The sequence below is a fragment of the Blautia sp. aa_0143 genome (genome assembly GCF_004167315.1).
Taxonomy (GTDB): Bacteria; Bacillota; Clostridia; order Lachnospirales; family Lachnospiraceae; genus Blautia_A; species Blautia_A fusiformis.
Genome location: NZ_RCXU01000028.1, coordinates 22,913 through 38,258, shown reverse-complemented (window position 1 = coordinate 38,258; position 15,346 = coordinate 22,913). Strand labels below are relative to the sequence as shown.

At 45.3% G+C, this 15,346-nt stretch carries 9 protein-coding genes; 2 read left to right on the top strand and 7 right to left on the bottom strand.

The genetic code is table 11. The features are described from left to right. The first annotated feature begins 31 nt into the window (after positions 1 to 31). Entirely contained in the window at positions 32 to 985 is a 954-nt protein-coding gene (locus EAI83_RS13700; protein ID WP_015526540.1) for an alpha/beta fold hydrolase, read from the top strand. 248 nt (positions 986 to 1,233) lie between these two features. On the opposite strand, the gene EAI83_RS13695 is transcribed toward EAI83_RS13700, so the two are convergent. Then, positions 1,234 to 1,824, bottom strand: coding sequence for a TetR-like C-terminal domain-containing protein (locus EAI83_RS13695; RefSeq protein WP_022426117.1), 591 nt, complete (start codon positions 1,822 to 1,824; stop codon positions 1,234 to 1,236). Positions 1,825 to 2,406: 582 nt separating this feature from the next. On the opposite strand from EAI83_RS13695, the gene EAI83_RS13690 reads away from it, so the two are divergent. Next, positions 2,407 to 6,072 (top strand): YhgE/Pip domain-containing protein, encoded by a 3,666-nt coding sequence (locus EAI83_RS13690; protein WP_129975758.1) that lies wholly within the window; start codon positions 2,407 to 2,409, stop codon positions 6,070 to 6,072. A gap of 666 nt (positions 6,073 to 6,738) precedes the next feature. On the opposite strand, the gene EAI83_RS13685 is transcribed toward EAI83_RS13690, so the two are convergent. The 6 genes from EAI83_RS13685 to mnmG all read right to left on the bottom strand — a co-directional run bounded on the left by EAI83_RS13685 (position 6,739) and on the right by mnmG (position 14,726). After that, positions 6,739 to 8,295, bottom strand: coding sequence for a DUF4340 domain-containing protein (locus EAI83_RS13685; RefSeq protein WP_129975756.1), 1,557 nt, complete (start codon positions 8,293 to 8,295; stop codon positions 6,739 to 6,741). Then, positions 8,295 to 9,824 carry a GldG family protein gene (locus EAI83_RS13680; protein ID WP_044961237.1) on the bottom strand — a complete coding sequence of 510 codons (1,530 nt, stop codon included), beginning with the start codon at positions 9,822 to 9,824 and terminating at the stop codon, positions 8,295 to 8,297. Before EAI83_RS13680 ends, EAI83_RS13685 begins: the two co-directional genes overlap by 1 nt. Positions 9,825 to 9,837: 13 nt before the next feature. Continuing rightward, positions 9,838 to 10,701 carry an ABC transporter permease gene (locus tag EAI83_RS13675; RefSeq protein ID WP_015526545.1) on the bottom strand — a complete coding sequence of 288 codons (864 nt, stop codon included), beginning with the start codon at positions 10,699 to 10,701 and terminating at the stop codon, positions 9,838 to 9,840. Beyond that, a complete protein-coding gene (locus EAI83_RS13670; protein WP_118753243.1) occupies positions 10,698 to 11,768 on the bottom strand; it encodes an ABC transporter ATP-binding protein in 1,071 nt (356 codons plus the stop codon). The genes EAI83_RS13675 and EAI83_RS13670 overlap by 4 nt, the downstream gene beginning before the upstream one ends. 303 nt (positions 11,769 to 12,071) lie before the next feature. Next, the gene (gene rsmG, locus EAI83_RS13665) at positions 12,072 to 12,791 is read right to left on the bottom strand and encodes a 16S rRNA (guanine(527)-N(7))-methyltransferase RsmG (RefSeq protein WP_059086520.1); all 720 of its coding nucleotides are present in this window, start codon (positions 12,789 to 12,791) and stop codon (positions 12,072 to 12,074) included. A gap of 45 nt (positions 12,792 to 12,836) precedes the next feature. After that, a complete protein-coding gene (mnmG, locus tag EAI83_RS13660) occupies positions 12,837 to 14,726 on the bottom strand; it encodes a tRNA uridine-5-carboxymethylaminomethyl(34) synthesis enzyme MnmG (RefSeq protein WP_015526548.1) in 1,890 nt (629 codons plus the stop codon). Positions 14,727 to 15,346 lie beyond the last annotated feature (620 nt).

Genomic DNA, 15,346 nt, shown 5'->3' with positions numbered 1-15,346 from the left:
ATTATTTTTACGAATTCCAGGAGGCTTTTTAATGAAGAAAAATGGACACAGACTACTTACTCTTGCAGCTTTAGTCGGAACTGCCGCAGGTGTTATTCATATTGCTAACCGTTTCATAGATGCCACATCTCAGCTTAAAGATATGCTGGAACAGCCACACAGCAGAACCTATGACTGGCGTTTTGGAAAGATTTTTTATACAAAACAGGGACATGGCACCCCTATTCTTCTTATTCATGATATCATGCCAGGTGCTTCCGGTTATGAATGGAATGCCATAGAGAAGCAGCTCGCAACCGAACATACCGTTTACACCATTGATCTTCTTGGATGTGGACGTTCCGAAAAACCGGATATTACTTATACCAATTTTGTATTTGCTCAGTTACTCTGTGATTTTGCCAAGAATGTGATTCGTGAGGAAACCGATGTTATTGCCAGTGGTTTCTCAGGTTCTTTTGCGATCATGGCTTACCGTAACAATTCCGACCATTTCCGCAAGATCATGCTGGTCAATCCACCAAGCTTCAGTTCCCTGAAGCAGGCACCTTGTAAAGACAACAAGCTCTTTAAGTATTTTATCGAGCTTCCGATTTTCGGAACTCTGATCTATCATATGGTAGCTTCCCGCGAATCCATCAGCAGTCTGTTTATGGAAAAGCTGTTCTACAATCCCTTCCATGTAACAGATACACTGGTAGACACCTATTATGAATCCGCTCACAAGGGTGGTTCCAACGCCAAATATCTGTATTCCAGCTACATTGGCAAATACCTGAATATCAGCATTAATAATGCCGTAGAATCTTCCGATGCATGCATCTATATTATTTCCGGAGAAAAAGAAGCTTCCGCTTCTCTTATCGCAGAGGAATACCAGAAGCTGAATTCTTCCATTGAAACCGCTGTGATCCCGGAAACCAGACATCTTCCTCATCTGGAAGATCCGGAACATTTCCTGGAACAGGTAGCTATTTTCCTGTAAAAACAACTTATGATCCGGCATCAAAATTTATCTATAGTAATTTTGGAAATCAACGTATCAAAAGAACATTGTTTATGTTCGGAGCCGTTGAGCTTCATGCAGTAATTTGTGGAAATGCTATAAACCAACAAAAAGTCAATAAAAAAAGAGTACTGTTTCACGTGAAACATGAGTTTTTTCCTCAAACAAACGTGAAACAATACTCTTTATTTTTTACCAGACTCACAGCATGCATCCGGACATTTCTCTTACCTAAGTGCCTGCTCCAGATACATGTGTGTTGTATTATCGATCAGCTTATGTGTCAGCTCTGCCATATGCTGTGTACTCTCCTGATTCTCAGAAGACAGCCATGTCTTGATCATTCCCACGCATCCATTCAGACAAAACGCATACGCATACTCAATATCACGGTTGTCTTTCGGCAGACGAATTGACAAGCGATGCAGCACTGTATCTGCGATCAGTTTTTCTATACGATTCACAAAAGCCATATCTCCATTCTTTCCAAGAAGTGCGATACAAATATCCTTATTATGATCCAGGATCGTAAATATCTGCTCAATAAAAGGATACGAGCTCTCCTTATTATTAAGAGGATCCAGAGGAAAGTCTGCCACCAGATGCGTGATTTCCTCCATCAATTCAGCCTCTATGGATTCCAGCATCTGATAGATATCTGTATAGTGAAGATAAAATGTGGAGCGGTTGATATCAACTTCTTCCACCAGTTCCTTTACCGTAATTTCCTTAATACTCTTCTTCTGCATAAGACGGGCAAGCCCCGCTCGCAACTGTGCCTTGGTCTTACGTACTCTTCTGTCAACTTTTTCCGCCATCTTAATTCCCCCTGCAATTCAAAAAAGCAAGCACGTTTCCTCCGCCTCAATCACCTGTCACTTACGATACTCTGCAACTGTCATACAATGCATAATGCATCCTTCAAACGAATAAAAGCATTCGCTTTCTCTACGCCGATCTGTATGATACCAGATATCTGCTGTTGTTAAGAATTGACAAGATCAAAATTGTTAACGACGCCGACCTACACGATACCAGATATCTGCTGCATATTTGTGTTGAAACATAGGAATCCTGTCTGCATTTAATATTACCAACTGCACATAAATTCAAAGGAAATAACGTACTTTTTGTCTATTATGCAGTTTTTTATTTGTAATAGACACTTCCATTATTTCCGTCTATTAATATACATTCAGTAAAGATTTAATGGTTGTATCTGTGGTATGTGTTTAGTATAATACATCACGTAAAGAAAATCAACACTTTGTTTGATAATGGAATATAAAGCTATTAATAGATTTTAATATGATTAATAGATCTCGTCGCCATTACTGGAATAAAGTTTGATTAATCAACTATGTTTGATAATACAATTTAATAAGAAAGGGATAGGTAATATGATCAAAAACGAATGGAAAAGCTTACTTCGTAACAAGCTCATGCTTATCGTCGTAATCGCCATTATCGTAATCCCGATCATCTATGCAGGTCTGTTTCTGAAATCCATGTGGGATCCTTACGGAAACGTAGACAGCCTGCCAGTGGCCGTGGTAAACGAAGACAAACCTGTCGAGTATAATGGCAAGACCTTAAGCATAGGTAAGGACATGACGGATGAGCTGAAAGACAACGACTCAATGGCATTTAACATTGTAGACAGCAAGACAGCAGAGGACGGTCTGGCCAATGGAACCTATTACATGGTTATCAAAATTCCGGAAAATTTCTCCGCAAACGCAGCCACTGTAATGGACAACGATCCAAAGCAAATGGAGCTATCCTATGAGACAAACCCTGGAACCAACTATATCGCCTCCAAGCTCAGTGAAACAGCAATGCTGAAGCTTCGTGATAACATTGCTTCCAAGGTTACGGAAACCTATACAGAAACTGTTTTTGATTCTATCTCAGAAGCAGGTGACGGAATGCAGGAAGCTGCAGACGGATCCGGAAAGATCGAAGACGGACTGAATACAGCAGCTGATGGTAACAAAACAATTACCAAAAACCTTAAGAAGCTTTCCACCAGTACTCTTACTTTCGTAAGCGGTGCTGACAGTCTCACCGAAGGTCTTAAGACCTACACCGATGGTGTTGCAAAGGTTAACGATGGTGCAAAGAGCCTGGACGATGGTGCAGATCAGCTGAACAGCGGCGTTGCAACCCTCACAGAAAAGGTTCCTGAGCTGACAACCGGCGTGGATACTCTGGATAAAGGTGTTCAGCAGTACACCGCTGGTGTGGATGAGCTTAATAAAAATTCTGATGCACTGAAATCCGGTGCAAGCAGCCTGGAATCCGGTGCAAACCAGCTGAACAGCGGCGTTGCAGCTCTGACAGAAAAGGTTCCGGAGCTGACAACCGGTGTAGATACTCTGGATGAAGGTGTTCAGCAGTACACCGCTGGTGTGGATGAGCTTAATAAAAATTCTGATACACTGAAATCCGGTGCAAGCAGCCTGGAATCCGGTGCAAATGCATTAAGTGCAGGTATTGATACTCTTTCCGACGGAGCAACACAGTATGTAGCTGGTGCTGACACTCTTGCAGATGGAACTACCACCTATGTGGCTGGTGCTGGCAAACTCGCAGCCGGTGCCAAAGAGCTTGCAAAACTTGAAGACGGACTCACAACAGTTTCCAATGGTATCTCTCAGCTGAATACCGGTGTTACCAAAGGAACCGATAACTCACAGTCACTGATATCCGGAACACAGCAGCTGGAAAACGGACTGAAATCCCTGAACGATAAGGTTTCTGCTCTGAAAGAGGGAACAACGCAGGAATCCATCAACAAGCTTGCAGACGGCCTTACTTCTGCAAAAAATGGTATGGACACAGCCGCAGCTGGTATGAACAGTGCTGCAGCTGGTATGAACAATGCCGCAGACGGAATCAGCAACGCAGCCGGATATATCACTCAGGCCGCAGGCATCACAAGTCAGACCAGCAGCAGTATCACAGACAGTCTGATCCCTGCTCTCCAGAATGCAGGCACACAGTTCTCACAGGTAGGTGATCAGGTCAGCAGCATCCTTACAGGATACGGACAGCAGACAACGGAAGCACTTACTGATGCAAATACCAAGATCGGTACTGCCGGACAGACAATGACCGATTTAGCAGCACAGCTTCAGGCGATTCAGGCAACCGCTTCTGAGGACGGAACCATTTCCGCAGCAGCTCTGAATGATGTGATCAACGCTTTAAACAGCGTAGCCGGTGGAATGACTGGCGTGGACGGTTCTTACATGAGCAGCTATTCTGATCAGGTTTCACAGCTTGCAGCTGGTGTATCCGGTCAGCTCTCTTCTACTCAGGAAAATCTGAATGCTGTTGCTTCCAAGCTTAACGAAGCAGCTTCCGGACTGACTCAGATCTCCGGAGGACTGACTCAGGGTGCCGGCACACTTTCTGAGGGTGCCACAACCATGACAGATGGTGCAAACCAGATGAGTGCAGGTGCAACAACCATGAGCGCAGGTGCAGAGCATTTATCTGCAGCTACAAGTCAGCTTCCTACAGATCTGATCGCTCAGCTTTCTGCAGGTGTTACCCAGCTGTACCAAGGGGCACAGGCTGTAAACACAGGAACCAAGAATGTTTCCGCAGGACTTCAGTCTCTGGAAGACGGCACAGTCGAAGCCTTCCCGGCTGCAGCAGCAGGAATCAAAGCTCTGAACGATGGATTTGACCAACTGACATCTTATGATAAGCAGCTCAATGACGGTGCAAAGAATCTGAAAACAGCCGGCAAACAGATCACTGACGCACTTCCGGATATCAAATCCGGTGCAGGTCAGCTGGCAGATGGTTCTAAGGCACTGACAGATGGAATCACAACTTACACCGATGGTATTGCTAAGCTTTCCGAAAACAGTGCTGCTCTTACAGACGGCACCAAGAAACTGGCAACAGGAGCCAAGGCTCTTTCCAGCGGTGCTGCTACTCTTGCAGATGGAACAAAAGCATTAGCCAATGGTTCCGGAACACTGACAACCGGAATCACAACCTACACCGATGGTGTTGCTAAGCTTTCCGAAAACAGCTCCGCTCTTACAGACGGTACCAAAAAGCTCTCAACAGGAGCCAAAACCCTTTCCAGCGGTGCTACTACTCTTGCAAACGGAACTAAGACATTAGCAAACGGTACCTCAACGCTTCTCAGCGGTACCGAGAAGCTTGTAAGCAACAACAGCACACTTAACAATGGTGCAAAACAGCTTGCAGATGGCGCTGCCCAGATCCAGAGCGGTTCCTCTCAGTTGTATGATGGATCCAAGAAGCTTGGAAGCGGTATGAAAGAACTGAAGGACGGTTCCAAGACACTGACCACAAGCCTCAGCGATGGAGCTACCACTGTAAAAGACAATTCAGCAAGTAATGAAACGATCAAAATGTTCGCAACTCCTGTTGTGAACGATGAAACAAAACTTACCGATGTCCCGAATAACGGACACGCAATGGCACCTTACATGATGTCTGTAGGCCTCTGGGTCGGCGCACTGGCATTCTGCCTGATGTATCCTCTGGCTCAGTATAAGGGCAAACTGAAATCCGGTTTCGCATGGTGGGCAAGCAAGGCTTCCGTCCTTTATCCGGTAGCGATCCTTCAGGGAATCTGCCTGATCCTGCTGTTACGTGCATTTAACGGATTCACACCTGCAGAGATGGGCAAAACCGTACTCTTCGCCTGCCTGACATCAATGACCTTTACCTCTATCATGTACTTCTTCAACATTACTATTGGTAAAGTAGGAAGCTTCCTGATGCTGGTATTCATGGTCGTTCAGCTTGCAGGATCTGCCGGAACTTATCCGGTTGAGGTTTCACCTTCATTCGTTGCAAAGATCCATGCATACGTTCCGTTTACTTATACGGTCGACGCATTCCGTGCAACGATCAGCGGTGGCCGGAGCATTACCACTTCCATTATTGTAATGGTTGCACTGTTAGTGATCTTCACAATCCTGACGATCCTTCAGTTCAATCACATGACCAAGAGAAAGAAAGCAGAAAAAGTTGTTCTCTTCGACTGGCTGGAAGAAAGAGGTCTTGCATAATACTTAGTTACTGACAGAAGCTCCCCCGAACCTTCTGTTAGATATAGAAAAATTAAAACTGTACAGTTGCTCAGATGAGCTTCTGTACAGTTTTTTTATGTTGTCCTCGTCAATTCTCCACGCTATAATTATAGCAGTTATAGAAAATCAAGCTTGCCAGTACACCGTGCCTGATCTATGCAGCAGATTTCAGTTCAGAAACACTCCTGTCAGATTCAGAAGAAGCGGCAATATGACTTCTCAGATCTACTCACAAACCGTAGCTCTTTCTGACTGCAAGCCTGCGGTTTTCAATGAAAAAGCAACCTGATATGCATCTAATCCACTGACCGCAAAAACAGACGGAATCATCACCTATGCTACCCATTTACCGTCTTCAGGGTAAAACCTGGAAAGCTATCGGCAATACAAAAAATACAACCTACACCGATAAAAAGCCAGGCACCGCAACCAAATACCGCATCCGTGCATACCGCATCACAAACGGTAAAAAAATATACGGACCTTATTCATCTGTAAGGACCGTAAAATAATAGCAACATAAAAACACCCCGGAAAATCCTGATCTATGTGGTGTCTCCGAATATCTGATCATCAAGCGGATATTCGGAGAGCACCTTATTGTTTGCGGATCTCCGAGGTGTTTTTATTTATTTTCTTAATATTTTATTTTTCCGTCTCAGCTGTTGGTGTTGCTGTGGCTTCTGTCTCTGTTTCACCGTTTACCATGGTTTCATATGCATTGAACATTTCTTTTACTGTCATTTTGTTTACAAGAAATACCTTGTCTCCAACGACAGCTGCATAATAGTTTGTGTCATATGTGTAGAAGGTAACGGTTGTCTGGTTCTTGTCAGAGTCTGTGAATACAGCGGTCATCTCCGGATCTGCAGCCGGTGTATAAGCGTCTGTCAGTCTCTTCTGTCCTGCCATGTTTATCAACTTGTTGTAGAAGGTAGTAAAGGTTGTACTTTCTATTTCCTTACCATTCAGCTGATAAGTTGTTGTTTCTTTCTCGTTTCCGTCATCATCTGTGGATGTTTCACGTGAAACATTTACAGTACTTGTTGTTTCACCGTAAGTAACCTGGAGCTGATCCAGATTTTTTACAGACAGATAATTGACGATCAGTGACCAGAGATCTGACGGCATCTTGTCAATAACTGCACTCAGTGTATCCGTTGACATTGTATAGATCTGTTTGTTATCTAACGTTACATATCTGCTGCCATCTCCTGCCTCATCACCAACATAAATGACAAGCTGTTTATCCACTGTGGTTGTCTTGCTGTCTGCATCTTCTGAGTTGCTGTCCGTGTCAGCGCTGTCGCCGCTCTCAGAATCGTTCTCAGAGGCCGTAGAATCGTTTTCTCCGGATTTTGTACTGTCTGTGCTGTCATCCTTCACCTCTTCCTGATAATCCACTGCAATCGTCGCATAGGGCTTATCAAGGCCATACTGGGAAAGATCCTCTGCATTGTAGTTTACAAACTGGTCAAATGCAAAGCTTCCAAGTCCGGAGGTTACGTTTCCTGCTGCCGTTGTATCGGCAGACTCTTTATCGCTGCTTCCGTCACCGGAAACATCCCAGGTAGTTCCGTCGGAATTTTCTTCCAAGACATAGGAATCTTTATCCTCGCTGACCTGGACCTTTTTCACTGTGGAAGAATCAATTGTCGGGAAATCTTCTCCCTGTGCATAATCGTAAAGGGAATCCATAAACGGAGACACTGTGTCCGCTGCCACTACATATACCGTGCTGTCATCATCATCCCTGGAAATGTAATACTGATTCGTAGACGTATTCTCATCTCCGATGTTGAGTTTCGTTGTCCCATCAGCGGTATCAACAGTTACCGTGTTAGATGGGGAATCCAGTCCATATTCCGTAAGATCCTCCACATCCTCCAGGACTCTGTCCGCTTCCACCTTTTCGATGGCGGAAGCTGCGGAATCCAGAGTTGTCTGATTTACAGGAAAAGCAGTCTCATCCTTTTTCACCCAGGAATCATCTTTTTTCTCAAAGGTCACTTCCTTCTTGTCTACGATAAATTCCAGGGATTTAATGTCATCCGTTTTCACGGAAAACACTTCTGTTTTGCTTTCCTCTTCGCTGCTCTCTGTCTTTTCTTCTTTGGATACGTAGGTGTTCAGTCCCACATAAACGCCGCCGAGAACTGCCAGAACAACAACTGCTGAAACAAGTTTGGTCGATTTTTTCATTATGCTTTTCTCCTCTTAAGCCAGATCAGAAATCCTGCAACAAGGAACACTCCCGGGATCAGACCAATGGTACAGATCTTCCAGAAGGCTGCATCATAATCGGTTACTGTCAGGCTTGTGGACTCAAGGCTCTTGGATGGAATAGAAACGGAATTACTATCGTCTGTGCTGGTCATCCAGTTTAAGGACTCCAGAAGGAGCTTTTCATTTCCGCCGGATACCATCTGGTTTATCTGGCTCTCCATCAGATTTGCTGTGGAGTAGTAAACGATCTGTGTTTCCTTATCATCATCCAGTTTCTCAGTGATAGCAACACCAAGATCAAACGGTCCGTCTACATCTCCGTCTTCCTTTTCGATATTGCTGCTCTGCATATTTGTTTTGGAGTAAGCCTTGTCAGAGGTTGTCAGGATACTGTCGATGGTTACGGTATCTCTTACATCATCTGTTTTCTGAATGCCCTGTGCATACGGTGCCAGTACGTAGGAGCCTGCAGAAGCTGTCTCAGAGCTTGCATCTGTGCTGTTGACTGTTGGTACAAGATAATATGGCATCTGCATTCCATAATGCTGATTATCACCCTCAAATACGATTCCCTCTGCACACTTTACACCATAGTTTTCAAGAACCGCATCAAAGTTCGGCAGATCATCCTGTGTATAATCCGAGAAGATCATAGCTTTTCCGCCTGCCTCCAGATAATCCAGGAGCTCTGTTTTTTCTTCCTCGGAAATATCGCTGGTCGGAGATACGATCATCAGGCAGTCTGCATCATCCGGAACCTTTCCCTCTGTGAGAAGGTTCAGCTCCTTGATATCAATGTTTGCTTTCTGGATATCTTCTTTAAAGCTGGAATCCAGATCTTTTTCTCCGTGTCCGGATAAGGTGTACATGATCGGAAGATCCTCGGATGTCACATAGCCGATCGCACTTGTGATCTGTCCTTCTCCATCAAATCCGGTAGTAGTCTGCTGCCAGGTATTATAGTCTACCGAAGAGGAATACATATCGTTGTAATTGATAACCTTGTTTCTGTCGCCGCAGACTACGATCAGGCTGTTTGATGCAAGATCATCGGTTGTATATTCCGATGCAAATTTCGGATTTACAACAGGGTCTTTCACCTCAACTTTAATATGCTTGGACTCATCTTTATAACGTGAAAGCAGATTGGAGATCGTGTCGTCCTCAGAACCGCTTGCCGCGATCTGATAAATGGTAACATCCTTATCCAGTGCCTTCAGTACCTTCTTTGTTTCATCACCGATGGTGTAAAGCTTGGATGAGCTTACATCCAGCTGTGAATATTTGGATGGGATCGCCCCGACGATCATATTGATCACAACCACGATCACGATAAAGACAGCTGCCATAGCCATGCTGTAGGAACCATTTTTGATATGTTTTTTGCTGATGGTGCCTACCAGCTTTTTCGGATCCGGTTTATGTTTCTTTTTGCCGGAGTCCTGTGCTGTCTCCGGTACGGCTGCCTCGCCTTTATTTTTCTTAAATTTCTCACTGAATTTCATTTCCCTTCACCCCCTAGTTCCAGCGTCTCTTCTGAATGGACTGCATGGTAAGGAACAGGCAGATCGCAATAACAGAAATAAAATAAACGATTCCTGTCACGTCAAACACGCCTTTTGTAAAATTATCATAATGTCCGCTCAGGTTAAATACGTTCAGTACCTTCTGGATACCACCCTGGAAAATACTGGATTTTACAACGTATACGATCACAAGGGCAATCTCTCCCACAGCTCCGATCACTACAGAGATCAGGACATTTTTGATCATGGTATAAATGATGATAGCGATCGCCACGATCAGAAGTCCGAATGCCACTGCGGTTGACATGGAGGTCTGTGAAAAGAATGAGGAAATTCCGTTCATCATATAGAAGGCGAACAGGAATACAAACGTAAGTACGGCTGCAATTACCTGGCTTTCTGTAAGTGCTGACATAAATACACCGATCGCCAGATTCGCGCATCCCAGAAGGAAAAATCCCAGGATCCCGGTGTATGCGGAAGCATAGGAAATCGTTCCGAACTTGCTCATGATCAGAGGATAAACGCACATGATCACGACCGGAATGGCAAACACAGCTACCAGTGCAAGATATTTTCCAAATACGATATCCCATACAGATACCGGTGCGGTCAGAAGAAGCTGATCCGTTTTCTGCTTGCGCTCTTCTGCAAGTACACGCATGGAAAGGATCGGCACACCGATCAGGAACACAAAGGTCAGTGCGCTTAAGGTAGTTTCAAATTTTGAATAGCCGCCTGAAAGCTGATATGCGGAAAAATAAATTCCGGTCAGCACCAGGACAAAAAATATGAAGAGATATCCAACCATGGAGGTCAGATAGCTTTTCAGTTCTCTTTTAAAAATCGCTGTCATGACTGATCCCCCTCTTTCTCATCAGAAGCCTTCTCTGGTTCCCCGTTTTTTTCTTCCTGAGTTTTTTCTTTTTCCGATGATCTGTCTTCTACCGGTTTCCACTGTGAGCTTTCCGGTTTTCCGGCGGATTTTTTCTCTCCTTCGGTAAGCTCAAGGAATACATCCTCAAGGGAAACTCTCTTAACCTGCATCTCGTAGATTGGACAGTTCGCTTTTGCCATAGCGTAGAAGACTTTTTCACGGATGTCCACATTTTCCTGAATGGAAAGTTTTGTTTTCCACAATTTTTCATCGCTGTCATAGGACATTTCCACTCCGGTTACGCCTTCGATCGTTTCCAGAGCTTTTCGAATCGTGTCTTTCTCGCCTTTTACCTTCATAAGGAGGCTGTTGGAGCCTGCTGCCAGACGTTCCAGATTATCCGGTGTATCGCTGGCTACCAGCTTTCCATGGGAAATGATCAGAACATAATCACACACTGCTCTTACCTCGGAAAGGATATGGGAGCTTAGGATAACCGTGTGCTTCTGCTTCAGGCCTTTGATCAGGTCACGGATCTCGATGATCTGCTTCGGGTCAAGTCCTACTGTCGGCTCATCCAGGATGATCACTTCAGGATATCCTAAGATTGCCTGTGCAAGACCCACTCTCTGGCGATAACCTTTGGAAAGGTTTTTGATCAGACGGTCTTTCATGTCTGTGATCTTTACCATATCCATGACTTCTTTTATCTGCTTGTCTTTTTGGTTTCTTGGGATTTTTTTCAGATCAGCCGCAAATTTCATGTACTCAAGAACAGTCATGTCAAAATAGAGCGGCGGCATTTCCGGCAGATAGCCGATACATTTCTTGGCTGCCTCCGGTTCCTCCAGAATATCATGACCATCGATCATCACTTTTCCTTCTGTGGAAGCAATGTATCCTGTGATCATGTTCATAGTTGTTGATTTTCCTGCACCGTTGGGGCCCAGGAATCCGTAAATTTTCCCCTTTTCGATCTGAAAGGAAAGATGGTCAACTGCAGTATGATCACCATACTTTTTGACCAGATTACTTACTTCGATCACTTTACTCTCCTCCTTTTATTCTCAGGGAAATACTTTTTTTAATTATCGATTTCCCATTTTATAAGATGCCAGAGGCAAAAGGTCCTGAAACTGAAGCCCTTGACTCTGGCGTCTTTTCAATACCAATAGAAAATGCCCCTGGATGAAACAGAGAATGGGGGAAATCCAGGGGCATCTCTATCGGATTATAGTGTAAAAGTAATTTGTGATAAAAGTAGGATAAATTTGTGATAATTTTGTGAAACTCCCGGACAAAAAAATCTCCTGTCGGACAGATTTTGCCTTTGTTCGACAGGAGGTAACTTATGCCAGTGGCTCTCTGAGCGGTGTTCCGGCTTTTCTCGGATATTTGCCTGGGGTGTTCTTTACCTTCTCGATAATGACCAGGGAGCGGCCGATCTCGGAGCCTGGAAGGTCAAAGTACTGAATATCCCTGATCTTTCCACCAAGGATCTTTACTGCTTTCTCTGCTGCTTCTGCTTCTTCCTTTACAGAACCGGATTTATAGGAGACAAAAAGCCCTCCGACTTTTACATACGGGAGACAGTATTCAGACAGGGTTGCAAGTCCGGATACTGCTCTGGATACGCAGAGATCATATTTTTCTCTGTAGGCTTTGTTTTTTGCATATTCTTCGGCTCTTCCGTGAATGGCGGAAATCCCCTCCAGGCCCAGGAGCGCAAAGGTTTCTTCCAGGAATTTTACTCTTTTATTGAGGGAGTCCAAAAGGCAGGCTTCCACCTCCGGGAAGGCAATCTTCAGGGGAACACCCGGGAATCCGGCGCCGGTTCCGATGTCCATAACGGTTTTTATCTTACCCATATCTACAGCCTTGACGCAGCAGAGGCTGTCCAGGAAATGTTTCACGAGAACCTCGTCAAATTCTGTGATACCGGTGAGGTTCATGACTTTGTTTTTTTCTACAAGATATTCGTAGAACCGGATAAACTGGTTTTTCTGCGTGTCACTGAGTGTGATCCCAAGCTCCTCGCAGCCTTTTTCCAGGATTTCTAAATTGTACATGCAGCTTCCTCTCTTATTTTCTGTGTTTTATTGTTATTCGTTGTATTATCCGTGTTTATGTCCGGATCTGCTTTCCAGATATACAAGAAGCACGGAAATGTCAGCCGGGGATACACCGGAGATACGGGACGCCTGGCCGATGGACACCGGTCTGTAGGCTTCCAGCTTCTGGCGTGCCTCAATGCGGAGGCTTCCTACATCTTCGTAATCAATGTCTTCCGGAAGCTTTTTCTGCTCCAGTTTCTTAAACTGCTCTACCTGCTTCATCTGGCGGCGGATGTAACCGTCATATTTGATGTTGATCTCTACCTGCTCACATACATCTTCCGGAAGCTCCGGTCTTTCTTTATCGATGGGTGCAAGCACCTTATAGTTAAGCTCCGGCCGACGGATCAGCTCTGCAATGGTGGTTCCGGATTTCAGAAGGGTACTGTTCAGAGATTCCAGAAGGCTCTGTACCTCTGCAGAACCACCTACGGTTGCATGTTCCACTCTCTCGATTTCTTCCTGGATCCGGCGCTCTTTTTCCTGTAATTTATGGTATGTCTCATCATCGATCAGGCCGACCTCCCAGCCTTTTTTGCGAAGACGAAGATCTGCGTTGTCCTGGCGGAGGAGCAGACGGTACTCAGCACGGCTTGTCATCATTCGGTACGGCTCATGGTTCTCCTTTGTTACCAGATCATCGATAAGAACGCCAATATATGCCTCTGAACGGTCCAAAATCAGCTGTTCCCGGCCTTTTACCTCCATAGCTGCATTAATTCCCGCTATGAGGCCCTGAGCGGCTGCTTCCTCATATCCGGAGCTTCCGTTAAACTGTCCGCCGCTGAAAAGGCCCTTGATCTTTTTGAATTCCAGTGTGGGATAGAGCTGGCGCGGATTGATGCAGTCATACTCAATAGCGTAAGCATTTTTTACAATCCTAGCGTTCTCCAGACCCGGTACGGAATGGTACATCTCGTACTGAACATCCTCCGGCAGGGAGCTGGACATTCCGCCGATGTACATTTCATTTGTGTAAAGACCTTCTGGTTCAATAAATACCTGATGGCGTTTTTTGTCTGCAAAACGGACTACTTTATCCTCAATGGACGGACAGTAACGTGGTCCGGTTCCTTCGATCATTCCGGAATAAAGGGGGGATCTGTCCAGATTTGCACGGATGATCTCGTGTGTTTTTTCGTTTGTATAGGTCAGCCAGCAGGATTTCTGCTCGATCTGTACAGATTCCGGGTCTGTGGAAAAAGAGAACGGTACGACTCTTTCATCTCCGAACTGCTCTTCCATCTTAGAATAATCAATGGTGTTTCCGGCGATTCTGGCCGGAGTTCCTGTTTTGAAGCGGAACATTTCGATCCCCAGCTTTTTCAGGGAATCCGTAAGGTAATTGGCTGCCTGAAGGCCGTTCGGTCCTGTATAGTTGCTGACGTCGCCGTAAATGCAGCGGGCCTTGAGGTAGGTTCCTGTACAGAGGACTACAGCTTTTGCGTGGTAGGTGGCTCCTGAGAAGGTTTTTACACCGGTGATGTGCCCGTCTTCTACCAGAAGCTCGGTCACTTCACCCTGGCGGATAGTTAAGTTCTCTGTATTTTCCAGTGTCTTTCTCATTTCTGTGCTGTAGGCCTGTTTATCGGCCTGTGCACGAAGGGAATGGACTGCAGGGCCTTTGGACTGGTTGAGCATTTTGGACTGGATGAAGGTTTTGTCTATGTTTTTACCCATTTCCCCACCAAGAGCATCCAGCTCACGGACGAGATGGCCTTTGGAGCTGCCGCCTACATTGGGGTTGCAGGGCATAAGGGCGATGCTGTCTACGCTGACTGTGAACATGACTGTGTTGAGCCCTAAGCGGGCGCATGCCAGTGATGCTTCGCAGCCTGCGTGGCCGGCGCCTACTACTATGATGTCGAAAAACTGTTCCAGATTTTTCATGCTTTTTCTCCTTTATTTTTTCTCTTATTCTTTTTCTTTATTTTTCTTTGTGATTTTCTTTTTCTTTGTTTATTGTGTGGTTGGTTTTTGGTTTTATTTTTACTTTCTTGCTTGGCAGAAGGCCTGGTTTTTTTGCTTTGGGAAGCTGTGGAAAACCGCAAAGGGGCCGTAAAGCCACGGCCCCTCTGCACACCCCTCGGGCTTTTTTTTAGGAGTTCTTGGGTTGTGGTGTGGGGTACGGTGTTGACTTTTGTCTGTATGCTTCGGTATTGGATGCGGAACGTTGTGCCGAGGGGGTTGCAGTGGAACTGTAATGAGGTTCTCGACGTGCGATGCACGTCTGCGGGGTTATTCCTGCTTCCGTCTGCCATATTTCGGCTCAGTGTTGAATTGCCAGTACAGAAGCATACAGGTACAAGTTAGCATCTTTCAGCATTCCACAATCGCCGCACTATATAAAAAAGGCCCAGGGGTGTGCAGAGGGGCGCGGCCTTGTGCCCCTTTGCGGTTTTCTCACATTCCAATGTGATCTACCCTCTGCGGGGCCGCAGCCTATGTGCCATACAGCCGGAGGCCGCAGCCTATGCGGCATATACGGCCGATGTTCCGCAATCCATGCG

Excerpts from the sequence above, each read along its gene's own strand:
- EAI83_RS13700 (WP_015526540.1), top strand. The coding sequence starts at position 32 with ATGAAGAAAAATGGACACAGACTACTTACTCTTGCAGCTTTAGTCGGA.
- EAI83_RS13695 (WP_022426117.1), bottom strand. The coding sequence starts at position 1,824 with ATGGCGGAAAAAGTTGACAGAAGAGTACGTAAGACCAAGGCACAGTTG.
- EAI83_RS13690 (WP_129975758.1), top strand. The coding sequence starts at position 2,407 with ATGATCAAAAACGAATGGAAAAGCTTACTTCGTAACAAGCTCATGCTT.
- EAI83_RS13685 (WP_129975756.1), bottom strand. The coding sequence starts at position 8,295 with ATGAAAAAATCGACCAAACTTGTTTCAGCAGTTGTTGTTCTGGCAGTT.
- EAI83_RS13680 (WP_044961237.1), bottom strand. The coding sequence starts at position 9,824 with ATGAAATTCAGTGAGAAATTTAAGAAAAATAAAGGCGAGGCAGCCGTA.
- EAI83_RS13675 (WP_015526545.1), bottom strand. The coding sequence starts at position 10,701 with ATGACAGCGATTTTTAAAAGAGAACTGAAAAGCTATCTGACCTCCATG.
- rsmG (WP_059086520.1), bottom strand. The coding sequence starts at position 12,791 with ATGTACAATTTAGAAATCCTGGAAAAAGGCTGCGAGGAGCTTGGGATC.
- mnmG (WP_015526548.1), bottom strand. The coding sequence starts at position 14,726 with ATGAAAAATCTGGAACAGTTTTTCGACATCATAGTAGTAGGCGCCGGC.